General features: G+C 36.5%; 26 protein-coding genes. 6 read left to right on the top strand and 20 right to left on the bottom strand.

All coding sequences use genetic code 11. The features are described 5' to 3' along the window. The first annotated feature begins 186 nt into the window (after nucleotides 1-186). Nucleotides 187-1,167 (top strand): hydrolase, encoded by a 981-nt coding sequence (locus ACM9HF_RS11400; protein ID WP_473608088.1) that lies wholly within the window; start codon nucleotides 187-189, stop codon nucleotides 1,165-1,167. After that, nucleotides 1,164-1,400, top strand: a complete 237-nt coding sequence (locus ACM9HF_RS11405; protein ID WP_473608092.1) for a YheU family protein — start codon at nucleotides 1,164-1,166, stop codon at nucleotides 1,398-1,400. Before ACM9HF_RS11400 ends, ACM9HF_RS11405 begins: the two co-directional genes overlap by 4 nt. A 28-nt stretch (nucleotides 1,401-1,428) precedes the next feature. Here the strand turns inward: ACM9HF_RS11405 and cysQ are convergent, their stop codons facing one another. Next, the gene (gene cysQ, locus ACM9HF_RS11410; RefSeq protein WP_473608096.1) at nucleotides 1,429-2,250 is read right to left on the bottom strand and encodes a 3'(2'),5'-bisphosphate nucleotidase CysQ; all 822 of its coding nucleotides are present in this window, start codon (nucleotides 2,248-2,250) and stop codon (nucleotides 1,429-1,431) included. Further along, on the bottom strand, nucleotides 2,243-2,797 hold the full coding sequence (gene nudE / locus ACM9HF_RS11415; protein WP_473608100.1) for an ADP compounds hydrolase NudE: 555 nt from the start codon (nucleotides 2,795-2,797) through the stop codon (nucleotides 2,243-2,245). Before nudE ends, cysQ begins: the two co-directional genes overlap by 8 nt. 97 nt (nucleotides 2,798-2,894) lie before the next feature. Here nudE and yrfG point away from each other — a divergent pair, with 97 nt between their 5' ends. After that, nucleotides 2,895-3,584 carry a GMP/IMP nucleotidase gene (gene yrfG / locus ACM9HF_RS11420; RefSeq protein WP_473608105.1) on the top strand — a complete coding sequence of 230 codons (690 nt, stop codon included), beginning with the start codon at nucleotides 2,895-2,897 and terminating at the stop codon, nucleotides 3,582-3,584. Here yrfG and ACM9HF_RS11425 read toward each other — a convergent pair. From ACM9HF_RS11425 to gspC, 12 genes are read right to left on the bottom strand one after another with little or no spacing between them, the layout of a single operon-like run. Beyond that, the gene (locus ACM9HF_RS11425) at nucleotides 3,581-4,324 is read right to left on the bottom strand and encodes a type II secretion system protein N (protein ID WP_473608109.1); all 744 of its coding nucleotides are present in this window, start codon (nucleotides 4,322-4,324) and stop codon (nucleotides 3,581-3,583) included. The genes yrfG and ACM9HF_RS11425 overlap by 4 nt on opposite strands. Then, complete coding sequence (locus ACM9HF_RS11430) at nucleotides 4,324-4,794, bottom strand: type II secretion system protein M (RefSeq protein WP_473608112.1); 471 nt, start codon at nucleotides 4,792-4,794, stop codon at nucleotides 4,324-4,326. Before ACM9HF_RS11430 ends, ACM9HF_RS11425 begins: the two co-directional genes overlap by 1 nt. Beyond that, a complete protein-coding gene (gspL, locus tag ACM9HF_RS11435) occupies nucleotides 4,794-6,074 on the bottom strand; it encodes a type II secretion system protein GspL (RefSeq protein WP_473608116.1) in 1,281 nt (426 codons plus the stop codon). The genes ACM9HF_RS11430 and gspL overlap by 1 nt, the downstream gene beginning before the upstream one ends. Continuing rightward, the gene (gspK, locus tag ACM9HF_RS11440) at nucleotides 6,074-7,084 is read right to left on the bottom strand and encodes a type II secretion system minor pseudopilin GspK (protein ID WP_473608119.1); all 1,011 of its coding nucleotides are present in this window, start codon (nucleotides 7,082-7,084) and stop codon (nucleotides 6,074-6,076) included. The genes gspL and gspK overlap by 1 nt, the downstream gene beginning before the upstream one ends. A 7-nt stretch (nucleotides 7,085-7,091) precedes the next feature. Next, nucleotides 7,092-7,724, bottom strand: coding sequence for a type II secretion system minor pseudopilin GspJ (gspJ, locus tag ACM9HF_RS11445; protein ID WP_473608123.1), 633 nt, complete (start codon nucleotides 7,722-7,724; stop codon nucleotides 7,092-7,094). Beyond that, on the bottom strand, nucleotides 7,724-8,128 hold the full coding sequence (gene gspI, locus ACM9HF_RS11450; RefSeq protein WP_473608127.1) for a type II secretion system minor pseudopilin GspI: 405 nt from the start codon (nucleotides 8,126-8,128) through the stop codon (nucleotides 7,724-7,726). Before gspI ends, gspJ begins: the two co-directional genes overlap by 1 nt. Next, nucleotides 8,121-8,741, bottom strand: coding sequence for a type II secretion system minor pseudopilin GspH (gene gspH, locus ACM9HF_RS11455; protein WP_473608131.1), 621 nt, complete (start codon nucleotides 8,739-8,741; stop codon nucleotides 8,121-8,123). Before gspH ends, gspI begins: the two co-directional genes overlap by 8 nt. 22 nt (nucleotides 8,742-8,763) lie before the next feature. Beyond that, on the bottom strand, nucleotides 8,764-9,219 hold the full coding sequence (gene gspG / locus ACM9HF_RS11460) for a type II secretion system major pseudopilin GspG (RefSeq protein WP_473608135.1): 456 nt from the start codon (nucleotides 9,217-9,219) through the stop codon (nucleotides 8,764-8,766). 55 nt (nucleotides 9,220-9,274) lie between these two features. Next, nucleotides 9,275-10,498: a type II secretion system inner membrane protein GspF gene (gene gspF / locus ACM9HF_RS11465; protein ID WP_473608139.1), complete on the bottom strand. Its 1,224-nt coding sequence runs from the start codon at nucleotides 10,496-10,498 to the stop codon at nucleotides 9,275-9,277. Nucleotides 10,499-10,512: 14 nt separating this feature from the next. Then, on the bottom strand, nucleotides 10,513-12,042 hold the full coding sequence (gene gspE, locus ACM9HF_RS11470; protein WP_473608141.1) for a type II secretion system ATPase GspE: 1,530 nt from the start codon (nucleotides 12,040-12,042) through the stop codon (nucleotides 10,513-10,515). A 2-nt stretch (nucleotides 12,043-12,044) separates the two neighbouring features. Further along, the gene (gspD, locus tag ACM9HF_RS11475) at nucleotides 12,045-14,153 is read right to left on the bottom strand and encodes a type II secretion system secretin GspD (protein WP_473608144.1); all 2,109 of its coding nucleotides are present in this window, start codon (nucleotides 14,151-14,153) and stop codon (nucleotides 12,045-12,047) included. A gap of 44 nt (nucleotides 14,154-14,197) precedes the next feature. Further along, the gene (gene gspC / locus ACM9HF_RS11480) at nucleotides 14,198-15,157 is read right to left on the bottom strand and encodes a type II secretion system protein GspC (RefSeq protein ID WP_473608148.1); all 960 of its coding nucleotides are present in this window, start codon (nucleotides 15,155-15,157) and stop codon (nucleotides 14,198-14,200) included. A 203-nt stretch (nucleotides 15,158-15,360) separates the two neighbouring features. On the opposite strand from gspC, the gene hslR reads away from it, so the two are divergent. Beyond that, entirely contained in the window at nucleotides 15,361-15,768 is a 408-nt protein-coding gene (gene hslR, locus ACM9HF_RS11485; protein WP_473608151.1) for a ribosome-associated heat shock protein Hsp15, read from the top strand. 3 nt (nucleotides 15,769-15,771) lie between these two features. Then, nucleotides 15,772-16,641 (top strand): Hsp33 family molecular chaperone HslO, encoded by an 870-nt coding sequence (gene hslO, locus ACM9HF_RS11490; RefSeq protein WP_473608155.1) that lies wholly within the window; start codon nucleotides 15,772-15,774, stop codon nucleotides 16,639-16,641. Nucleotides 16,642-16,712: 71 nt separating this feature from the next. On the opposite strand, the gene ACM9HF_RS11495 is transcribed toward hslO, so the two are convergent. Both ACM9HF_RS11495 and ACM9HF_RS11500 read right to left on the bottom strand, forming a co-directional pair. Beyond that, nucleotides 16,713-17,453, bottom strand: a complete 741-nt coding sequence (locus ACM9HF_RS11495) for a TIGR04219 family outer membrane beta-barrel protein (RefSeq protein WP_077342532.1) — start codon at nucleotides 17,451-17,453, stop codon at nucleotides 16,713-16,715. Between the two features lie 11 nt (nucleotides 17,454-17,464). Further along, on the bottom strand, nucleotides 17,465-18,457 hold the full coding sequence (locus ACM9HF_RS11500; RefSeq protein ID WP_473608162.1) for a DUF2333 family protein: 993 nt from the start codon (nucleotides 18,455-18,457) through the stop codon (nucleotides 17,465-17,467). Between the two features lie 167 nt (nucleotides 18,458-18,624). Between ACM9HF_RS11500 and ACM9HF_RS11505 the strand changes: the two genes are divergently transcribed. Further along, a complete protein-coding gene (locus ACM9HF_RS11505) occupies nucleotides 18,625-19,353 on the top strand; it encodes an enoyl-CoA hydratase-related protein (RefSeq protein ID WP_473608165.1) in 729 nt (242 codons plus the stop codon). A 66-nt stretch (nucleotides 19,354-19,419) separates the two neighbouring features. On the opposite strand, the gene ACM9HF_RS11510 is transcribed toward ACM9HF_RS11505, so the two are convergent. From ACM9HF_RS11510 to dusA, 4 genes are all read right to left on the bottom strand, one after another. Continuing rightward, nucleotides 19,420-19,767, bottom strand: a complete 348-nt coding sequence (locus ACM9HF_RS11510; protein ID WP_473608170.1) for a hypothetical protein — start codon at nucleotides 19,765-19,767, stop codon at nucleotides 19,420-19,422. 47 nt (nucleotides 19,768-19,814) lie between these two features. Further along, nucleotides 19,815-20,024 (bottom strand): PspC domain-containing protein, encoded by a 210-nt coding sequence (locus tag ACM9HF_RS11515; protein ID WP_077342524.1) that lies wholly within the window; start codon nucleotides 20,022-20,024, stop codon nucleotides 19,815-19,817. A 154-nt stretch (nucleotides 20,025-20,178) separates the two neighbouring features. Continuing rightward, the gene (gene pspA / locus ACM9HF_RS11520) at nucleotides 20,179-20,841 is read right to left on the bottom strand and encodes a phage shock protein PspA (protein WP_473608176.1); all 663 of its coding nucleotides are present in this window, start codon (nucleotides 20,839-20,841) and stop codon (nucleotides 20,179-20,181) included. Nucleotides 20,842-21,245: 404 nt separating this feature from the next. Next, complete coding sequence (dusA, locus tag ACM9HF_RS11525) at nucleotides 21,246-22,262, bottom strand: tRNA dihydrouridine(20/20a) synthase DusA (RefSeq protein WP_473608180.1); 1,017 nt, start codon at nucleotides 22,260-22,262, stop codon at nucleotides 21,246-21,248. Between the last annotated feature and the right edge of the window lie 2 nt (nucleotides 22,263-22,264).

The following is a 22,264-nucleotide window of genomic DNA, read 5'->3' on the forward strand; positions in this document are numbered from 1 at the left end:
ATAGACTACTATTGACGCGAAATTTGCCTTAAATTAAGAAAAACTAGCAAGCTAGAGGCTCAATAAAACTATTTTTTCTTGTATTTCAATACATTAAGAGTCTCTTAAACCAAGTTTAGGTTAAATACAGTTTTCGCTGCTGTTTTTCATTACAATAACGTAACTTTGTTCAACCCGTGCTATTTCATGTTTCAATCGAGTAACTTCAAACCTGCTAAATGGTTATCAAACCCTCATGTACAAACGATGCTGGCTAAATATCTTAATCGTAAAGAGATGACCTCAACGGTTAATGAAGTACTTGAGTTACCTGATGGCGACTTCGTTGATTTAGCATGGACAGAAATACCACAGGCCAATAACACTAAGCCTATTATTGTTTTATTACATGGCTTGCAGGGCTCGCAGCACAGTCATTATATAAAAAGTATGTTTAAGGCAATTAAACAACAAGGCTGGATTGCGGTGTTAATTCATTTTCGGGGTTGTGGTAGCAAACCTAACCGATTAGCACATTCGTATCACTCGGGTTATACCTGCGATATTCATTATTTTTCTGAACAACTAAGAACACGTTATCAACAATGTAAATTAGCTATTGTTGGTTATTCATTAGGAGGTAATGTATTAACTAAATATTTAGCTGAAGCTGAAAACTCTCCTTATGTTTGCGCTACCGTTATTTGTGCACCATTACATTTAGCGAGTTGCAGCGCAAAAATCAATAAAGGCTCTTCTAAAATATATCAAAAGTATTTGATTGATATGTTAAAACACAGCACCGAAGAAAAAATTAAACTAGGTCTCATTAAACATATTTCGTTAAACGCGCTAAAACAACTAAAAACAATGCGTGACTTTGATAATAGCGTAACAGCCCCATTAAATGGCTTTACCAGCGCAGAACATTACTACAATGAGTCGAGCGGCATTAACGTACTCAGTGCGATAACTCAACCTTGTTTAATTATTCACGCAGAAGACGATCCTTTTTTATCTCATGAACATATTACCCATATAGACTCTTTGCCAGAAAACATAACATTCGAAGTTTCAACTCATGGCGGACATGTTGGTTTTCTTTCAAGTAACACAGCTCACAAAGGCTTTAAACCTATATATTGGTTAGAGACTAGAGTTCCCAAATTTTTACAGGACTATTTATGATTATTCCCTTTAAAGACTTAAATTCAGAAACATTATTTAGCATTATTAAAGAATTTGTTTTACGAGAAGGTACAGAGTACGGCGCTGAAGATGTTTCTATTGAAGAAAAAGTAGAACAAGTACGTAAACAGTTAACATTAGGCACTGCAGTTTTGGTGTATTCAGAGCTTCATGAAACAGTGAATATAATACCTGCAGATCAATTTGAAGAAGAAAAAGAAGAGTTAGAGTAGCTCTTCTTCATTATTAGGGGGATAGTAATTAATCGCGACGAGCCGAATGAGGTTTTACTATTTTATCCCAAGGAATATCAGCAGAGCCTAATGACATAAAGTCAGGATTAAGTAGACTGTCTCTTTTGTTATAACTTAATGGAATAAATTCACTGTCGATAATTGAGCCACCCGCTTGCTCTAAAATGCAATGGCTTGCCCCCGTATCCCATTCACCAGTTGGTCCAATGCGTAAATAACAATCGGCTAAACCTTCTGCTATTAATGCATTTTTTAACGAACAACTTCCTAATGGCACATACTCATAGTCAAATTCATTATTAAGGTATTGCCCCATTAAATTTAACTTTTGTCTTCGGCTAACCGCAACCTTTATCGGACGGTTATCGTCGTATTCAGCCACCTGAATTTTAGTGGTACCTTCCGATGTTTCTTTAAACGCACCTACACCACTTTGTGCGTAGTAGGTCATATTATGATCGGGCGCATGTATAACACCAATACTTGGCCAACCATTTTCAACTAAAGCCACATTTACCGCAAAATCGCCACTGGCTAAAATAAATTCGCCAGTGCCATCAATAGGATCTAACAACCAATATTGTTTCCACTGACTACGCTGCTCAAGTGTTAACGCACCTATTTCTTCAGAAATAATAGGAATATTAGGGGTACGTTTTTGCAACTCAGCCATTAACACATCGTTAGCGGCTATATCAGCGCTAGTTACGGGGCTATTATCTTCCTTAATTTCAGAGGTGTAATCTCCGTTTTGGTAATGTTTAGTTACTTCTACACCTGCTTTTTTCGCGCTTTCTATTGCGATAGAAAGAAGTTCTTCGTTATTCATGGGATCCACTTAAATAATCTTTTACTAACATAAGTGCTGCGATGCTTCGTGCCTCGTTAAAATCGGGTTGAGCAAGTAACGACTTATATTCACTGAGTTTCCAAGGTACTACGTCTAGTTCTTCTGGTTCATCACCTTCTAAACGTTCTTCATAAAGGTGAGTTGCGATAAAAATGTTCATACTTGCTGCAAAAAAACCGGGTGCCATTGCAACTTTTTTAATTTCGGTAAGATCTTCACTGCCAAAACCTATTTCTTCTTTTAGCTCTCGGTTTGCAGCTACTTCAGGGCTTTCTCCTGGGTCAATCAACCCTTTAGGAAAACCAAGCTCATAAGTATGTGTACCTGCACAATACTCACGTACCAACAATACGGTATCTTCATCTTGCATAGCGACTATCATAACAGCCCCTCTGCCAGCACCTTGCATGCGCTCGTACTGTCTTTTGACACCATTACTAAAGGTAAGTTCTAGCTGTTCAATTGAGAATAATCGACTTTTTGCGACCAATTTTCGGTCATCAATAGTGGGGAGCTTTTTTCCCATTGTAATAAGTACCTTACTCGATAGCGCTAATTCATTTAGAATAGCATGATAACTTTATATATAATCCTATAATAAACGGGTTATTAGGAAAAAATCTATGCTTGATTGGTCAAATATTTCAACTGTTTTACTGGATATGGATGGCACCATACTCGATCTTCATTTTGACAATCATTTTTGGCTTCATCATTTACCGCTTCGATATAGCGAATCGGCTCAAATAAGTATAGACGAAGCTAAGCATAAATTAACCTGCCATTATAAAAAAGTTGAAGGAACAATAGATTGGTATTGTTTAGACTACTGGGCTGAACAAACACAATTATCTATTACTGACTTAAAAAAAGAGGTTCAACACCTTATAAAATTACGCGAGGATGCTCATCACTTTTTAGTTGCTTTAAAAGAAACCGGCAGAAACGTTGTACTTGTAACAAATGCTCATCCAGATAGCTTAGCGCTTAAAATAGAACGCACTCAATTAGATAAGTACTTTAATACCTTATATTCAACTCATGAGTTTGGTGTAACAAAAGAGTCGCAATTATTATGGCAAAGGTTACAAGCTAAAGAAGGCTTTGAATTAAGTAACACTTTATTTGTTGACGATAGTTTACCTATATTAAAATCGGCCCAACAATATGGTATTCAACATCTATTGGCGATTGCCAATCCTGATAGTAAACAACCTGAAAAAGTGATCACTGAGTTTCCTGCTATCACAAACTATGATGTACTTTTACATGATATAAAAGCACATCCATTTTTGAATAAACCTAATAACTAAAAGTTAAGCTTATACCTACCTCTATTATCAGGTGAACCAAGGAAAGGTAAAGCTTCATTTAATACAGTAGGAAACTTACTACCCGGCTCTAAATAACCACTCCCCGAAATACGTTCAGGCGAATGAATATAAGCGCTAAAAGTTAAGCCTAAATTATTTTTAGGATCAATGGTGAATTTAGCGATCCCCTTTTCACATTCAAGTTTACCGCTTAACGTACCAAAATTAATTTTTTCATCTAATGCTTTTATACTTGCTGTATCCCACGTAACGGTACCATTTAATTGCTGACAAAGTGGTTTACCCATTACAAAGGTTTCAATATTTACATCAATAAATTTTTGTGCGGTTAATGGAATAGGTAATGTTAATTGTTGAGCAATGTCATTCGCTGCAACTAAAGCATGTCCATTACTTACTTCAATATCACCAAATAAATGACTTAAGCTTACTTTACCTTCAGGCCCGTTAACTAAAGCTCCACCAAAAGTTGCATCAACACTTGGGTTAAACATTAAGAGTGAAAGCAAGCTAACTTCAATATTTACGTCATTAATACTATAACCGTCTACAATAATACGTTTGATACTTCCTTGCCAAATAGAGCCTTTAACACCTTGCAAGGCAATGTTTTTAGGCAATGATATTTGATTAACAACCCACTGAGCCGGCGTTTGCGACACCATAAAAAATAGGTAAACTAAAATAAAAACTGCCGTACCTATAAACCATTTTTTCATTAACTTCTTCCTAATTGCAATCGTCTTACTTTAACAACGCCTGCTTTTTGTGCGTGAGTAATATCTATAGATTTTACTGTTACACCTTCTTTATCTGATAGTTTTTCTAACCATGTAAGTAAGTTGTTAAAGGGAACTTCATCAATCCATACTTGTAAATCGTCACCTTGTGGCTGCATACGAGCTATCGTAATTTGGCTGCGCCCTGCTGTTTTATTAACAATACTTGATAAACTTGCATTACGATTGTGCGACTTTCCTGCACCTACTGCACTTTTGTATTTAGCTGTGCCTTCGTGCACTAAGGTTAATAGTTTTTGTTGACGCTCTACTTTCTTAGTCGCTAAATCAATATTTTTATTTAAAGGGGCCCAAATAGCGCTATATAAAATAAAAAATAATACAACGCTCGCCATAGCAATAACTAATCTTTGCTCGCGAATATTCAGTTGTAACCAACGTTCTTTCATTATCGACTCCCTTTAGCAGAAATAGTAAATGAACCAGAAACTTGATCATCTAAGTTATTCTGCGCACCTTGAGATACACTCAAGTCTTGTTTTTCTAAAGCAAGTTTAAACTTTTCAAATGACTGATAATTAGTCGATACCGCTTGAACTCTTAATTCATTTCTTTTCGCGTCAAACTTCATTGACTCTGGTTTTAATACAGTAACTTCGCTAAATGCAGGCTCTACTTTATTAAGCATAACTAAAAAATCACCTTGAGATGATGCTGTTCCACCTACTTCAGATAATTTACGATTAAGCTGGGATTTAATGGTTGAGATACGCACTTTTTTTGTTAAAGGAAAAGCGTCTTTATATACCTGTATAATTTCTTTTTCTATCGCTGCCGTTTGATTATTTAATTTAATTAACTCAGCACCTTTTAAAGCAACATTGGTTACTAAAGCGATAGCTGCAATTCCTGCTACCCATAACCAAGTACTGTAGTTAGCTGAACGCTTTTCTTTAACTTGAAATTCGCCTTGTAGCAAATTAACTAATTTAGTATCAACATGCTGAGCAAGTAAAGCTAACGGAAGCTCTTCAGGCATGGCGTTAACGTCAATATTTAACGTTTCAGGTAAAGTAGCATAAGCGTTAATAGATATGTTTATTGGATCTTCGTTCTCATCATCAACTTGCTCTAATTCGCTTGCATCTAACTCTTTTGTTTTGGTATTAACCCATTGCTGACTTATGAGCGCCCAGACGTTAGCTTCAACCACTAAACCTTGCCATATCCCTTGTCTAAGAAGGATTTGGTTGTTTAACGTGATTGCACTCCATTGACCCTCAGTAAATGGCATAGCGAGTACGTCAGGAATTAAGGTTTTACATTTGATGTCGGCTTGGCTTAACCATGTTTTCCAACGTATAAGCTGTTCACGATCAACTGCAGCCGTAAAACAATTATTATCGTCTTTATCTTTGCTGACGTTGCCATAAGCAAAAAACAGCGACTCTACATCTTGCGCAAGATCATCTTCAAGCATATAAGGAGCAGCTGCTTGCATTGCTCGTGTCGATTTAGCCGGTACTTTTAAACGTTTTAGAGCAATAGCACTGGCAGGCACAAAACCAACAACTTTACGTTGTTCTGCTTTTTCCGTTAAATGTGTTAAGTCGCTAGCATGATGTAAATCACCACTGGCAATAACTTCGTGTTGTTGATCCGACCATATCAACCATTGAATGGGATCATGCTCTTGGCTACCCAGTCGAATAAATAGAGTTTCTGACATTAGTCACGTCCTATGGTGCGGCTAATAATATTAATTTGATTATTTTTTTCAACTTTCATAATACTGTTTAAAAAGAAATAACTATCGTTAAAGGTTGTTTTAGTTTTCAGTTTAAAATATTCGCTATCAACAACCAGCTGATCTTTTTGTTCTTGGGTTAACTTATGTTTAGCTATTTGCGGTAATAAAAACACATCGTCAACTTTTTTATACCCTTCATCACCACGCCCTGAAATAATTTCTTCAGCTTCGCTACTCGATATATCAAATAAAGCTGACAGTATTTCAGAATGATCGGCGTTTATCGTATTCACATTAATTTTATGTAAGTTAGAGTTAGGTATTACACATACATAAGGCTTCAATTCTTCTATTGCCTCTAAGGTAAAATGCTCAACTACACGTAGCTCGTTAAAACTACCTAAAAAGTTATTAGCAGACAAATAAGGATACTCTTTTGATGAGTATTCGCTGTCTTCAGCTCCACCACTATTTGTAACTATGCCATTCTCGTCTACCCAATCGGTTAAGGCAGACACCATATCTTTAGCTTCAAAACTACTTACGTTTTCAATGCCAATAGCCAATATAAGCCTTTCAAGTGCTTCAGCAGGCAAGTTTTTACCACTACTAACATTGGTTGGTGAAGGCGATGTTGCAACACTATCCGTTATGCGTAACGCATTTAAATTGAAACAAGACTGTAGATCTGTAATTTCACCCGTTATTTCGCCATATTCTACTGGGTAGGTATTTTCACCTTGTGCCCATAGTTGCCCTAAATGAGTAACGCTTTCGTCACCATCAAACGACATAATAAGTACGCGTTTTGCAAAAGCTTCAGCTCCCATAGCTAACCAATAAGCTTGTTGGTTAGCTTCTATATTGGCGCTACGTTGAAGCTGGAGTTGGAGTTTGGCTGTCATTTGCGTAGCAAGTATTGCCGCAAGAGCAACCACTAGCATAACCGTAATAAGCGCCACACCTCGATGACACGATATTTTTTTCATGTCATTCTCAATTAACTTTTTCTTTCTGTAGAACACCAGCGACTAAAAACTTACGTTTGATTAACCCAAACTCTTTGGTATCAAGTTCTACCGCTATTGCCAAAGGTAAGTCGCTGCCTTCGTATGTTTTTTTCCATTGTTTACCGTCATAAAACTCGAAACTAATATCGTTAACACCTGTTAATAATTTTCTTATTTTAGGTTCTTCACCTAAGGTTGCGTCAACAAAGTTAAAATGAACACGCTCTAATGTTTCTTCATTGACTTGGTAGGCCACTGATTGCATATCACCACGAGGTAATAGTAAACCGGGATTTGACCAACCACCTCGAACAAAACCAATTGCTTGCGATGTAGATTCAAATGCATTGCTGTCGGTATGAATAAAATCTTTTAATGGTTCGTCACCATCCATTCGTACACTACGCCTTGATATTTGTAAAAAATCACGTTCTATCAAAAGAAAAGCTCGTTGAATGTCGTTCATGTTATTTAATCTAACGGTAGATTTTTCTTCACTGGTAATAACGGTGTCAAACAGGCTAAAACTGGCTAAGCTAATAATAGCGAAAATAGAGATAGCAATTAATACTTCAAGTAAGGTAAAGCCTTTTTGCTTGGTATTGCTATATCTAGTCACTATTTACGTTCCTTAGCGACATAAGTTGTTAAGCTTGAAAGTGAAAATTTATCTGCTTGGTTTAGTCGAACTTCAATAGAGACTTCACTCATATTTTGGTCGGTAGTTTTAGCGACTTTTTGTATCCAAAACCATTCGCGACCAGCAAGTTCAACTTTACCTTTTTTGTTATTTCTTAATGGCCAACTTGTGTCTAACCTTGCTTCAACCAGCTGATTTGATGCTACCCAACTTGCCATCATTTTAGTTTCTAAGTGACTCAAGTTTCTAAAATGTGTTTCGGTACTTGACACTAAAGCAACTCCTGCAATAGCAAAAACAGCCATTGCAAGCATCACTTCTATTAAAGTAAATCCTTTATTTTTCAGTTTTGTATATTGTTGAAAATTCCATTCTTTACTCATCAAAGATTGGTCCTTCAATGGTTAATGGTGTGCTATACAAGCCACTAACCAGATAGCTTGTTGCTATGTAAGCATCGTAAGTTTCTGTAAATTTAAAACGAAGTGTAAAAGGCGTTAAGTCTCCACCTGACAAAATATACACCTGCGGAAGTAGTTTCTTTTCTTCTTCAAGTTCAGATCCTGAAAAAGACAAATCACTCTCTTCTTCTTCACGTAAAACATTGATAAGAGCAGGTTCATCTAAAGGTAGGTCATCTAACTCCAAAACTAATTCCATGTCTTCAGGTAAAGCGTGAGGTGCTAGTAATTTATTTCCTGATGCTGGGGCCCATTTTTCACCGTCAAAGCCTAAGAATTGATAAGTGTTATCTTCTGTATCAATAACAAGACCCAATTCAACATTATTTAACATTGAATATTCAGCAGCCATGTTGAATATTGCACTAAATCGCTGACTTTCTTTTTCTAGTAATTTTTCGGGTTCATTACCACCAAAACTAAATTGTACAACAGAAGCCATTAAGCCAATTAAAACAATAACAACCATAACTTCAATTAACGTAAAGCCTTTTAACAAAGGCTTATTCGGTAATTTTTTAGTATGCTGGCACATAGGCAAAATGACTTGGGTTAGTTTATTGGTAATCAGCTAAGTTCCAGTTACCAATATCATCTTCAGTACCGGCTTCACCGTCTGGTCCCATTGAAAATATATCGTACTTACCATTTTCACCTGGATTTAATAATTGATACTCGTTGCCCCACGGATCTTTTGGAAGACGTTTGATATAACCTTCTTCTGGAAAACGGCGCGGTAAAGGCTCAATATCAGTTTCAGTTGTTAAAGCTTCTAGGCCTTGTTCTGTTGTTGGGAAATTGTAATTATCTAATTTGTACATGCTTAAAGACGTTTCCAGTGCATTAACGTCTGATACTGCTTTTTGCATATTAGCTCGGTCTTGGCTGCCAATTAAGTTAGGTACAACCATGCTGGCTAATACGCCCAATATTACAATAACAACCATAACTTCTAATAACGTAAAGCCTTTGGTTTTAGTGATAACTTTTGATGAATTTTGAAACGTTTTCATTTGATCTTTCCTGATTTAAGTCTGTAATAATTCGATTAAATAAGAGCTACTTAGTTCAACTACCTATTAAAGTATTTAACTGTAATATGGGTTGTAATATCGCCATAACAATGAACAAAACAACACCTGCCATTGTTATCATTAATATAGGCTCGAAAGCTTTAAGTGAAATACTCATTAAGGCTTCAAACTCTCTATCTTGGTTATCTGCGGCTCTGCCTAGCATATGTTCTAGCTGACCACTTTTTTCTCCACTGGCGATCATATGAAGCATCATAGGCGGAAATAATTTTGTTTGCTCTAAAGAAACCCGTAAACTGGTGCCTTCTCTTACTTTGTCTGCGGCTTCTTTAACTTTTTGTTTAATGTATAAGTTATCAAGTACTTCCCCCGAAATGGTCATACTTTCTAATAAGGGTACGGCACTTGCGGTTAAAATACTTAACGTTCGCGCAAATCGTGCAGTATTTACCCCTTTAGCAACTTTACCTATACCGGGAATTTTAATAAGCCGTTCATGGGTATTAAACCTAAACTTAGGTTTTTGCATTAATCGTGAAAAACCAACAATAAGCCCCATAATTAGCAACACAATAAACAAACCATAAGATTTTAAAAAGTCGCTACTAGCAATCAAAAATTGTGTTGTTGCTGGTAAATTAGCGCCCATGTGTTCAAATTGCCCGACAATTTTAGGTACTACGGCAGTCAGTAAAATCGCCACAACACCTACAGCAACTACCGTCATAATAACGGGATAAACCAGTGCTTGGATCATTTCTGAACGTAATTTTTGACGTTGCTCGGTGTAATCAGCTAATCGATTAAGTACTTTGTCTAAATGTCCTGATTTTTCACCTGCAGCAACCATAGCACGGAATAAATGATTAAATATGTGAGGGTATTCAGACATACTTTCGGCTAAACCATAACCTTCGGTGACCTTGGTTCGTACCGCCATGATCATACTTTTCAAGCTGTTTTTGTCACACTGTTCAGCTACGGCAATCAAAGACTCTTCTAACGGAAGGCCTGATTCAACCAGTGTAGCAAGTTGACGCGTTATTAAGGCAAGTTCTGACGCTGAGACCTTTTTACTAGCGCCAAACTTACCTTTGCTTGACGACTTTTTGTTTCTTTGTAAGCTAGGGCTAACCTCTGTGGGCATTAAACCTTGATCACGTAATAAACTTCTAACGTGTCTTGCGGTATCGCCTTCTATAACACCTTTTTTAGTTTTACCTCGGCTATCAACGGCTTGATAATCAAATGCTGCCATATACTATGTTTACCTTATCCTTCTCTGGTAACACGTAAAACTTCTTCAAGTGTTGTTATACCTAACATCACTTTATTAAAGCCGTCGCGTCTTATGCTTCGAGTGCTTTTACGGATAAATTTCTCAATAGCCTGCTCTCCTTGGCCATTATGAATAAGTTCTCTTACGGTATCGTCTACGTATAACAATTCGTGAATACCTGTTCGGCCTTTATAGCCTTTAAAATTACACTCACCACAGCCTTTTGCTCTATAAATAGGTTGAGTATTGTTATCAGGTAGATCAAGTAATTTTTGTTCTTCGATGTCAGGTAAATGACTTTCACGACAATGCGGACATAAGGTACGCACTAATCGTTGCGCTAATACACCCAATAAACTTGAAGATAAAAGGAAAGGTTCAACCCCCATATCTTCCATACGCGTAACAGCACCTGCGGCTGTATTGGTATGCAGTGTAGATAAAACAAGGTGACCGGTTAAACTGGCTTGTACTGATATTTGCGCGGTTTCTAAGTCGCGAATTTCACCTACCATAACTACATCAGGATCTTGTCTTAAAATAGCTCGTAAACCTCGGGCGAAGGTCATGTCTACTTTAGTATTAACTTGTGTTTGCCCTATTCCTTCAATGGCAAATTCAATAGGATCTTCAACCGTTAGAATATTACGTTCTTTACTGTCAATTTGTGATAAACCAGCATAAAGCGTGGTACTTTTACCTGAACCCGTAGGGCCGGTAACTAGGATAATACCGTGTGGTTTTTCAATTATTTTTGAAAAGCTCTCGCGCGTATCTTCTGCCATCCCTAAATCTTTTAGGTTTAAGCGAGCTGCATTTTTATCTAACAAACGTAAAACTACACGTTCTCCATGTCCCGTAGGCATAGTAGATACACGTACATCTACCGCACGACCACCAATTCTTAATGAAATACGGCCATCTTGCGGAATACGTTTTTCTGCGATATCAAGCTTCGCCATAACTTTAATACGAGAAACTAGCAGAGAAGCGAGTTTTTTATTAGGTTTTAAAACTTCGCGTAAAACGCCATCAACTCTAAAGCGAATTAACAAAGCATTTTCAAACGTTTCGATATGAATATCTGACGCACTTTCTTTGATCGCTTCACTTAACATAGCGTTGATCAGCTTGATGATTGGTGCATCATCTTCGTTTTCAAGTAAATCTTCACTTTCCGTCATTTCATCAGCAAGAGAATATAAGTTAACTTCGTTACCTATATCTTCCATCATCTGTTTTGCTTCCGATGAATCTCTTTGGTATGCGACAGTTAACGCTAATTCAAACTGACTAGAGCTTTCTACTTGAATGCTAAAAGGCGCTTTAAGTACTCGGCGTACTTCTAATAAAATTTCGGCATCGACATTTTCTAAACAATGTAAAACATAGCCTTTTTCTTTTTGAGAAATAAGTACGCTATGTCGTTTAGCAAAGCCAAAGGGAAGCTGGTGTTGCTCAAGAATATGCTCAACATCAGCTTCATCTGCAATTAACGCAGCTTGTGTATCAAGTTCGCTCATTACTATTGTTCTTGCTTTGTGTTAGATGTATCTATGATATCGATAGGACCAACTTCTTTATTATTCATGTATTCATCAAAAGAAGGTGGTAATTCAAGTTCGTCATTCCACTTAGGTAGTAAAGGTAATTTAGAGTCATCCATTAGTTCTAAACCTTCTTCTTGCTTACGCATTTCATCAGCACGAATATAGTTATATTTATCTTTACTAATTTTACTCATCGACTCGCCATCACGAATAATGGTGGCCTTTAAAAACACCATTAAATTACGTTTACGCTTAGTATTACTGGTTGATTTAAATAATGCTCCTATAATAGGAATATCACCTAACAGTGGTACTTTTTGTTCGCTTTCTTGCACATCTTCATCAATCAAACCACCAAGTACGATAGTGCTGCCACTATCCGCCATTATGGTTGTTTTAATTTCACGTTTGTTAATAGCAATATCGACACCTGTTGCACCACTTACTGATGATACTTCTTGCTCTATAGTAAGCTGTACTGCATTACCTTCATTAACTTGTGGGGTTACTTTTAGTTTTATACCTACTTCTTGACGGTCAACCGTTTGAAATGGATTAGCATTATTACTACCTGTTGCAGAACCAGTAATAATTGGAATTTCTTGTCCCACTAAAAAGTAAGCTTCTTCGTTATCCAGCGTGGTTATACTGGGTGTTGACAATATGTTTGAGTTGGTATCAGAGCTTACCGCTTGTAACACGGCTCCAATGTCACCTCTTAAAAAGCCTGTAACTAAACCACTGGCTGAACCTAAGACTTGGCCAAGAACGCTGTAATCCCCAACAATATCAGGTTGATCAGGATTAACGGTGGTAGTGCCATCACTGTTAGTAACAGTTGAACCTTTCTCTCCGTCTGTTGGTTCAGCAGCCAATATACCTGCAGCAACTTGCCCTAAAGGTGCTGGACCATTAGTAAACTGCGTAAAGCCAGCTTGAGGTGAAAACCATTGAATACCTAAATTAATACCGTCAGCTTCAAATACCTCAACAATAATAGCTTCAACATGTACTTGTGCTCGGCGTATATCTAGTTGACGAATAACGGCTTCTAACGAGCGAAGCATATCGGGTTCTGCGGTAATAACAAGCGTGTTTGTATCATCATGAGCATCAATACTGACTTCACGACTTTGACTACCACGGGAAGACGTTTTAGACGTGGTTTTTGTTTCAGATTCTATTGACTTACTAACACCTTGAAGTACTTTAACTAGGTCTTCAGCTTTAGCATATTTCAAATAATAAACACGGGTATTACCATTAGATTCAAGTTCGCTATCTAAGCGTGATATAAGTTTTGCAATACGTTTACGTGCTTGAGACTCACCACTAACAATGACACTATTGGTTCTATCGTCAGCAACAATTTTAGGAATTAAAAACGTGGGTGTACCTGGCTTACCCTGTTCGTTTTTATTCATGGCTTCAATAATACGTACCATTTCACCTGCTGAAGCATATTGAAGTTTAATAATTTGTACATCTTGATCACCGGCTCTATCAACACGCTCAATAACTTGTACTAAACGATTAACGGTAGCAGCAGTACCGGTTAATAAAATAACATTGGCTGGATCGTAGTTAACTACGTTACCACCACCTGACTGATCAGATAATTGGCGTAATAAAGGTACTAACTCACGAACGGTTACGTTTTTTACTTCAACAACCCGTGTAACCATAATATCGCCAACACCTGGATTTTCATCACCAACAACCGGTATAGATGCTGTTTTAGCGTCTTTATTACGAATAATCTTTATTATATTGTTTTCCATTTCAACCGCTGAAAAACCATAAACTTCTATAACATTAAGGAAAACCTGATAATACTGTTCTTCCGTTAACGAATCGTAACTGCGAAGGTTAACCTTTCCCCTAACATTAGGATCTACGATCATGGTTTTATTGAGGTTTTTACCAACAATATTAATAAACTCTGTTATTTCAGTATTTTTAAAATTTGGTGAGTACTTAGCGGCTTGCACTTGCGAGCAAAAAAGTAAAATATTGAATAAAATAGCAGTAGTAAATAAAGTGATAACTCTTTTATACCAAGGCGCAGTAGAAGTCTTGCGCATGAAAAATACCTCATTTGTCATTTATATATCGTCCATTAATACTATTAGTCAATACTATTATCAATACTGAAAAGAATTTCTGTTATGTCACCGTTTCTATCAAGTAGAAGCGATACTTCCCGTTCTTGTTTTAACGCTCTTAGTGCCTGAGCAGCCTCAGATGGCTGGCTTAAGTCGTAACCATTCATTTGAATAGCAACATCACCACTTTTTAAACCTGAAGATTTAAAAAACTCAGGATTTTTTCCTGGCATTAACTGATAACCCACAATTTGTCCATTAGCTCGTTTAGGGCCAATCTTTAAATAGTCGGTAATTTTCCCTGGGTCTTCACTAATGTCATCTCTTAGTGCTTGTGCCTGTTTAGTTAACTCAGCGTTGTCACGTTGGTCTACACGTTGTGGACTATTACTTGGCAGTAAAGGACCACTAATAGTGGTTTTTTCTTTTCTTTTACTTACCTTTATTGGTTTTTTTGATTCGTTATAATCAAAACCATCAAGCATTAAGGTTTCTAATCGACCAGAATGCCTTATATGAACTCTGTCGTTAAAAACACCTTTTAGAACGGCTCGCGTGCCATTAATGGTTTCATCAATCACGTAAATTTCTTGAGCGCCATTATTTTCAATAATTGCCGCAGATCTATCTTCTTGGCTACTAGGAACAACTCCTGTTAGAGTTAAATTTAAACTCGTTTCAGGTGCATCTTCTACCTCTTCAGCTTCTTCAACAGTGGTTGATTCATTATAAAGACCAAATAAATTAAGAGAATGAATACCTGACAAGCTGATGCTTCGAGTAGCGGACTTACTTTGAGTGACATTTCCATTACCGACACTTTGATTATTTTGAGGTAAGTCATCCAAAAATAACCAAGTGATTTTAGCTAATAAATAGGCAATATAAATGAATAAGACTAAACTTATAAGTTTAGCTATTTTAGCGTGAGGTAGCTTTAAAAGTGTTTCCGCGATAGGCGAAAAACGTTGGGATAACTGCATTATATTTTTACGTTATTGGTAACTTCAATTAGCATGCACACGATAATACGTCAGCAAAGCGCTTGCAACAAGCCATCTACACACATTGTAACGATTATTTAATAGCAACATGAACAAAATAAGGTGTTCAATACGCAAAAAGTAGCGAAAAAATTAGCGTTATGATACCTTGCGCGCATTAAAAATAGGGGGTCTATATTATTATGAATAAAAATAATAAAACACAAGAAAATTTATCCGCTCGATTAGATAAATGGCTGTGGGCAGCCCGATTTTATAAAACACGAGCAATAGCTAAACAAATGATTGATGGTGGTAAGGTTTTCTATAACGGCCAAAGAACAAAATCGAGTAAAGCCGTAAATATTGGTGATATTATTAGAGTAAGACAAGGCCATGAAGAAAAAGAAGTACTCGTTATTGCTATTGCAGAAACAAGAAAAGACGCAACTTTTGCTCAAACCCTCTATAACGAAACGAAAGAAAGTATAGAAGTAAGAGAAAAAAATAGCTTAGCTCGACAACAAGGTATTTTATTAAGTCCTGCCAGCGATACTAAGCCAGATAAAAAGCAGCGCCGTAAGTTAAGAGAATTTAAAGAGAGGATATAAACAATGACCATAAATGCAGATGTTCTAAATCGTTACTTATTTGATGACATGCATGTTCGTGGCGAACTTGTGCAACTAAGTAAAACATATCAAGACATTGTTGCCCTCCACGACTATCCAAAAGGTGTAAGTGAGTTATTAGGTGAGCTTGTTGCTGCGACTTGTTTACTAACGGCCACCTTAAAATTTGATGGAGAAATAGCCGTTCAACTGCAAGGCAATGGCCCCGTTGGTTACTTAGCAGTAAACGGTAATCATAATCAAGAAATGCGCGCAATTGCTCGCTCGTTCGACGACGCTACAGGATCAGGCCTAAAAGAACTTATTGGTAAAGGTACGATGGTAATTACCATTCGCCCTACTGATGGTGAACCTTATCAAGGTGTGGTTGCTTTAGAAAAAGATACTTTAGCGGAGTGTTTAGCTCATTATTTTGAAGTGTCTGAACAAATACCAACAAAAATCTGGTTATTTATCGACGAAGTCAATAAACAGATTGCTGGTAGCTTAGTTCAGCTATTACCTGATGCTGACACCAAAGAAAATCAATTAGCTGATTTCGAACATTTATGCCAGCTAACCAATACGATTAAGTCTGAAGAAATATTTACACTCAATGCCGAAGATTTATTGTATCGTTTATATCATCAAGAAAACGTAAGATTATTTGAACCACAAGCGGTTACATATAAGTGCACTTGCTCAGAAGAAAAATGCTTAAATGCTATTGCTCAAGTTGAACCAGTAGAGCTTAAAAGTATTATTGAAGAGCAAGGCAAAGTATCGATGACCTGTGATTACTGCCGAACCACTTACGATTTTGATGAAAAAAAATTAGCCTTGTTTTTAAGTGATGAGCAACAAAGTCATTAATTTGCATTTATTAAAACAAAAACGGGCTGAATATTATCCAGCCCGTTTTTTATATTTATTAGTAGTTATTATTAGAAATGTATCACTGCACCAGCAAATACACCTTTAAAATCAAGCGCTGAATGTAAATCGTCTAAGTCTTCTATTTCAAGTTGAACCGCTCGGTAACCTAAAGTTAAGTTTACATCTACAGCTAAGTTTTCTATCAACTCATAGCTTATACCGACTTGAAAATCGTAAAGAGAGTTGTCATCAAAAGACAAAAAGTTACCTTCACCAAACACGTTAAATCCCGTCCAAGGTAAACCAACATTAGTGTATGCATAAAGCATTGGAACAATACCTGACGCACCTAACCTAGATGAACTTGAACCTTGGCTTAATACAATATCGGTATCAAAGTCTCGGCCAGTTAAACCAAAATCAATAGAGATTAAATCATTATCAAATATTTCATAATATAGCGTGTAATCTGTATAGGTTAAATCAAACGTAGTACTTACTTCGCCATTATAATTTACATCTTGAAACTCAAAGTTAGATAATGTTGTAGCACCATCAGTATCAAGGGTTGTACGAGCTATTTTAATATTGGGTATAAGTGGTAATGGATGTTCAAAAGCAGCATAAAAACTGCCTTGTTCTTGATCAGCTAAATTAAAATCTGCTTGGCTATTATCATTATCACCAAAAGTACCTGATGCTTCGGTTGCCCAAATTTGCCCACCAACGTATAAACCTAATAATGTATCTGCTTGAGCTGACGTTGATAGCACAGCAGAAATAGCTGTCGCTAAAAGTATTTTTTTCATGTTATCCCTTATTATCCTTGGCTTAATAAATCGTTTAAATCAATGAGTGCAGCATTCGCTCGAGAAATGTAGTTAGCCATAACTAATGAGTGATTAGCTAAAACACCAAAGCCACTACCGTTTAATACCATAGGGCTCCAAATAGCTTCTTGGCTAGCCTCTAATTCTCTTATTATTTGTTGTAAACTAACACGAGCATTTTTCTTTTCGAGCACATCGTTAAAATCAATTTCTACCGCTTTTAAAAAATGAAGTAGTGCCCAACAAGCACCTCGAGCTTCGTAAAATTCATTATCAATCGTCCACCAACTTGTTTTTAATTCAACATTAGACGCTGAAAAAGTTGACTGTTGCGCTACACTATCTCCGGCTAAATCAACATTTACTTGCTCACGGCCAACACTTGCACTTAAACGTTGTGAATAACTGCCTAAACGCTTGGTTACTTCACTTATCCAATCGCGCAAGTTATCTGCTCTTGCATAAAATTGAGCTGACTGACTATTTACTTCAGTTAATGCTGTACGATATTTATATAACTCAACCAATGCTTTACCGTACTCGCCTTCTGCACTTGGCATAGCCCAACTTTTGCTGTCTATATTAAATTGTGGTTGAGCGACTTTCAAATATTCATTTTCAATAGATTGAGATTGAGAGCGACTAAACTCTTGGCGCATAACTAACGCCATATCACGTACCATTTCTAATGCACCAAACTCCCAAGACGGAATATTGTCTAAAAATACTGATGGCGGAAGTGCATCGTTTGATAAGTAACCACCAGGTTTTGTTAATAAGGTTTCTGTTACTTTAATTAAAGCAGTTGTGGTTGTATAACCTACGACCGGTGCAACGTTTTCAGCTTTAGCTGCTTTGGTTACTTCTTCTTTAATGTCAAAAGTATCTGGTTCAAAACTCCAGTACACCCCTAATAAATATAAAACGAAAGCAACACCTAAAAACAACGCTATAAACGTTTTGCTAGAAAACTTGGTTATCATGAACAGCTCCTGATACTGGTGATGAATCATAACGATATACCACTAAAAATAGAGTATACACTGGTTAAATAATGATTATTGAATATACACCTCTGTATTTCAGGTATACATTTTCCATATAAAATACTAAGGTTATTGTACTCTAATTTTTACTAAGCTAGAACAAAATGGATAACTTAATTATAACGAACGAAAACCGTAATATTTTAACTATTACAATGAATCGTTTCGACAAAAAAAATGCATTAACCTCTAACATGTATCGCCAACTTGCTACAGCGTTATCTCATTCAAATACAACAAAGAGTATTCATTGTGTAGTAATACAAGGAGATGAAAACTGCTTTTGCGCTGGCAACGATTTACAAGACTTTTTAGAACACCCCGATGATTTTGCTGCCCTTGATTTTATAGCGGCTTTAAATGCACTGAACAAACCTTTAATTGCTGCTGTGGCAGGCCATGCTGTGGGTATTGGTACAACCTTGTTACTACATTGTGACATGGTATTTGCGGCTAACAATAGTAAATTCAAGCTTCCTTTCACCCAATTAGGTTTATGTCCTGAAGCGGGTTCAAGTTCATTGCTGCCAGCTAAAATTGGTCATGTACGTGCATTTGAATTACTGGTTTTAGGTAAAACATTTAACGCTGAACAAGCTTATGATTACGGCCTAATTAATGAAATATGTGATCCACAAGTATTACTTTCTTTAGCTCAAGAAGCTGCACATGCTATTTCAGCCTTACCTACCGATGCGGTTTTAACCAGTAAAAGGCTCATCAAAAAAGAACATTCTTCATTAGAAAACGCAATAATAGAAGAAGGTGATGAATTTAAACGACTTATGAAAAGTGAAGATTGTAAGAACATACTGTCACAATTTTTTAAGTAATCGCCCTTTATTTAAAACACTAAAAAGAAAGGCCATATTAAATGATATGGCTTATCTCCACTCACATTAAGAATGTACTTCTCTATCACCTTTGTTGTCTCTTGCCATTAACCAAACCACAAATGCAACCAATAAAATAGGCCAAAACACGCCCACCATAAACATTACAGCAGCACCTACCCCTAATAAAACAATAAATATAATGGTTCCAAAAACACTCAAAATAATAGCTAAAGCTGCTACAACTAATAAAACAATAACTAATGCAGATACACTTATCGCTTGTATAGGTTCTATTAATTTATCGTGCATATAAATATCGACATCGAGCAACTCTACAAGACTAGTACCCAGCACATAAGTTAAAAATAATGTGGCAACGATAGCTAATAATAGTGATTTAAAAAAAGACATGACAAACTCCCTAATTTCAATAAAAGCATAACTTAACTATTAATAGCTTAACGATTAGGAATAAGTAACGCCGCTACAACATAAGCAACACCCACTACCACAGGAAAAACAAACATAGAAACAACCGCGGCTAACCGCACACCAAAGCGAGGCAAACCATAGTATCTTGCTAAACCACCACATACACCTGACAATTTTTTATGTACGTTATCTTTATAAAGTGTTCTTTTAATTAAATATTCTTGTTCGTATTTCATTATTATCTCCTACAGGCCACTTAACGTAAGCCGATCACCTTGTTAAACGTATACATCAGCCCTGCACTTATAAAAAAGATCATTGCAGGACCAAAACAAATAACAAAAAACATATTCCCAAACATCACAAGCTTCCTTTAAATCAAGTTCAGTTTTAGCCGTTAACTACCTTCTTTTTAAGTTGATCTAATTCATCTTCTATGCGAGCTTGTGCTTCTAGTTCTCTGAACTCGCTTTCTAAGTTTTTAGGTTGAGATAAATCGTAGGCTTCTACTTGTGCTTCAACGCGATCTATTTTTTGTTGGAAGCGTTCAAAACGTGTAATGGCTTCATCAATATTGTGTACAACAGCTTGTGTACGAACTTTTAACCTCACTTCTGCAGACTGCTGACGTAACACATAAGACTGTTGCTTACGTTTGGCTTCAGTTAGTTTTTCTTGTAAGCGATTACCATCATCTTGCACCGCCAGCAAAAACTCATCTAATTTAGCCATATCATCCGTTAAATGAGTTAATTGCTCAGTCGCTTTATGTTTTTCTTTCAAAGCTAATTTGGCTAAATCTTCTCGGTCTTTTTGAATCGCAATTTCAGCTTTGTTATTCCAACCAGCGATACTTTTTTCAACAGTAATAATGTTACGTTGAACTACTTTTTTCTCTGCAATATATTTTGCCGCATTTGCTCGAACTTCACCTAAAGTTTCGTCCATTTCTTGAATGATAAGTTTGATCATTTTTTCTGGATCTTCAGCCTTATCTAACATGCTATTAATATTTGCATTAATAATATCGGTAAACCTTGTAAATAAACCCATGCTTTTATCTCCTATTGTATAAATATGCATTAAATAATTAGCTAAAACCACAACACATTGCGTTGCGCTTCGTTATTACTACAAAGTGTTATTACAAGGTATGTGCCAACTTACAAAAAACACATAACCAACTATTTATTAAAGATTTATTTAAAAAATCAAAACACAAACCATAAAGACATATTATGTCTAAAATTATTTTTTAGTTAAAATAACCATAAAATTAGTTAAATTGACCACAGAGTAAAATCATAAAAGGGAGAGACTAAAGTAATTTAAAAAAGGAAGGTAAAAACAAAAAAGGCCACAATAATTGCAGCCTCATATATACCCGTTATCACTCAAGACGCGTATTTCAGAGCATCTTGAATGGTAACGGGTATAAACAACATCACGAATAAAAATTAGTTACCCACATCACTATCAATAGACACATAGGAATAAGCTTCAAACAACGATTTACTATCAGCTCCTTGCTTACCCGAACAATCACTTAAATGACGCCTAAACTGCCTAGCCCCCGGTAAACCGTTACATAACCCCAACATATGTCGAATTACATGCCATGCTCTACCACCTTCAGCAACATAACGGTCTATATACTCAGCCATATTTTCGAGTACTTCAAGTCTGCTCAATATAGGTGTTTGAGATTGCCATAGCGTTTGATCTACATTACTCAAAAAATAAGGCGATTGATAAATTTCGCGCCCGATCATAACGCCATCAACATGTTCTAAATGAGTTTGAGCTTCTTCTAACGACTTAATACCGCCATTAATAGAAATGGCTACGTTAGAAAAGTCAGACTTAATTTGATAGACACGCTCGTAATCTAATGGCGGTACATCTCTATTTTGTTTAGGGCTTAAACCACTTAACCAAGCTTTACGGGCATGAATAATAAAATGCTCGCATCCCGCTTGCGAAACCGTATCAATAAATTGATGCAAAAACTCGTAACTGTCTTGATCGTCAATACCAATACGAGATTTAACCGTAACAGGAATGTTTACTTGAGCTTGCATGCTTGAAACACACTCAGCAACTAAAGCAGGTTCTCCCATTAAACAGGCACCAAAACGGCCATTTTGAACACGGTCTGACGGACAACCTACGTTAATGTTAATTTCATCGTAACCTAACTGCTCAGCTTTAATAGCACACTCAACCATAGCTTTAGGATCGCTACCACCCAACTGTAGCACAACAGGGTGTTCCGCATCGTTATACGAAAGGTAGTCACCTTTTCCGAAGATAATCGCCCCAGTAGTCACCATTTCGGTATACAAAACCGTATGTTTTGACATAACACGATAAAAATAACGGCAGTGACGATCAGTCCAATCGAGCATGGGTGCAACAGATAAACGATGACTTATTGAATTAACTGGTTTTGTTGGGTTTGCTGGGCTAGACACTT

It is taken from the genome of Colwellia sp. RE-S-Sl-9 (assembly GCF_048296855.1).
Taxonomy (GTDB): domain Bacteria; phylum Pseudomonadota; class Gammaproteobacteria; order Enterobacterales; family Alteromonadaceae; genus Pseudocolwellia.

Bases quoted from the DNA above. Each gene is read 5' to 3' on its own strand.
- ACM9HF_RS11400 (WP_473608088.1), top strand. From the start codon at position 187: ATGTTTCAATCGAGTAACTTCAAACCTGCTAAATGGTTATCAAACCCT.
- ACM9HF_RS11405 (WP_473608092.1), top strand. From the start codon at position 1,164: ATGATTATTCCCTTTAAAGACTTAAATTCAGAAACATTATTTAGCATT.
- cysQ (WP_473608096.1), bottom strand. From the start codon at position 2,250: ATGAATAACGAAGAACTTCTTTCTATCGCAATAGAAAGCGCGAAAAAA.
- nudE (WP_473608100.1), bottom strand. From the start codon at position 2,797: ATGGGAAAAAAGCTCCCCACTATTGATGACCGAAAATTGGTCGCAAAA.
- yrfG (WP_473608105.1), top strand. From the start codon at position 2,895: ATGCTTGATTGGTCAAATATTTCAACTGTTTTACTGGATATGGATGGC.
- ACM9HF_RS11425 (WP_473608109.1), bottom strand. From the start codon at position 4,324: ATGAAAAAATGGTTTATAGGTACGGCAGTTTTTATTTTAGTTTACCTA.
- ACM9HF_RS11430 (WP_473608112.1), bottom strand. From the start codon at position 4,794: ATGAAAGAACGTTGGTTACAACTGAATATTCGCGAGCAAAGATTAGTT.
- gspL (WP_473608116.1), bottom strand. From the start codon at position 6,074: ATGTCAGAAACTCTATTTATTCGACTGGGTAGCCAAGAGCATGATCCC.
- gspK (WP_473608119.1), bottom strand. From the start codon at position 7,084: ATGAAAAAAATATCGTGTCATCGAGGTGTGGCGCTTATTACGGTTATG.
- gspI (WP_473608127.1), bottom strand. From the start codon at position 8,128: ATGAGTAAAGAATGGAATTTTCAACAATATACAAAACTGAAAAATAAA.
- gspH (WP_473608131.1), bottom strand. From the start codon at position 8,741: ATGTGCCAGCATACTAAAAAATTACCGAATAAGCCTTTGTTAAAAGGC.
- gspG (WP_473608135.1), bottom strand. From the start codon at position 9,219: ATGAAAACGTTTCAAAATTCATCAAAAGTTATCACTAAAACCAAAGGC.
- gspF (WP_473608139.1), bottom strand. From the start codon at position 10,498: ATGGCAGCATTTGATTATCAAGCCGTTGATAGCCGAGGTAAAACTAAA.
- gspE (WP_473608141.1), bottom strand. From the start codon at position 12,042: ATGAGCGAACTTGATACACAAGCTGCGTTAATTGCAGATGAAGCTGAT.
- gspD (WP_473608144.1), bottom strand. From the start codon at position 14,153: ATGCGCAAGACTTCTACTGCGCCTTGGTATAAAAGAGTTATCACTTTA.
- gspC (WP_473608148.1), bottom strand. From the start codon at position 15,157: ATGCAGTTATCCCAACGTTTTTCGCCTATCGCGGAAACACTTTTAAAG.
- hslR (WP_473608151.1), top strand. From the start codon at position 15,361: ATGAATAAAAATAATAAAACACAAGAAAATTTATCCGCTCGATTAGAT.
- hslO (WP_473608155.1), top strand. From the start codon at position 15,772: ATGACCATAAATGCAGATGTTCTAAATCGTTACTTATTTGATGACATG.
- ACM9HF_RS11495 (WP_077342532.1), bottom strand. From the start codon at position 17,453: ATGAAAAAAATACTTTTAGCGACAGCTATTTCTGCTGTGCTATCAACG.
- ACM9HF_RS11500 (WP_473608162.1), bottom strand. From the start codon at position 18,457: ATGATAACCAAGTTTTCTAGCAAAACGTTTATAGCGTTGTTTTTAGGT.
- ACM9HF_RS11505 (WP_473608165.1), top strand. From the start codon at position 18,625: ATGGATAACTTAATTATAACGAACGAAAACCGTAATATTTTAACTATT.
- ACM9HF_RS11510 (WP_473608170.1), bottom strand. From the start codon at position 19,767: ATGTCTTTTTTTAAATCACTATTATTAGCTATCGTTGCCACATTATTT.
- ACM9HF_RS11515 (WP_077342524.1), bottom strand. From the start codon at position 20,024: ATGAAATACGAACAAGAATATTTAATTAAAAGAACACTTTATAAAGAT.
- pspA (WP_473608176.1), bottom strand. From the start codon at position 20,841: ATGGGTTTATTTACAAGGTTTACCGATATTATTAATGCAAATATTAAT.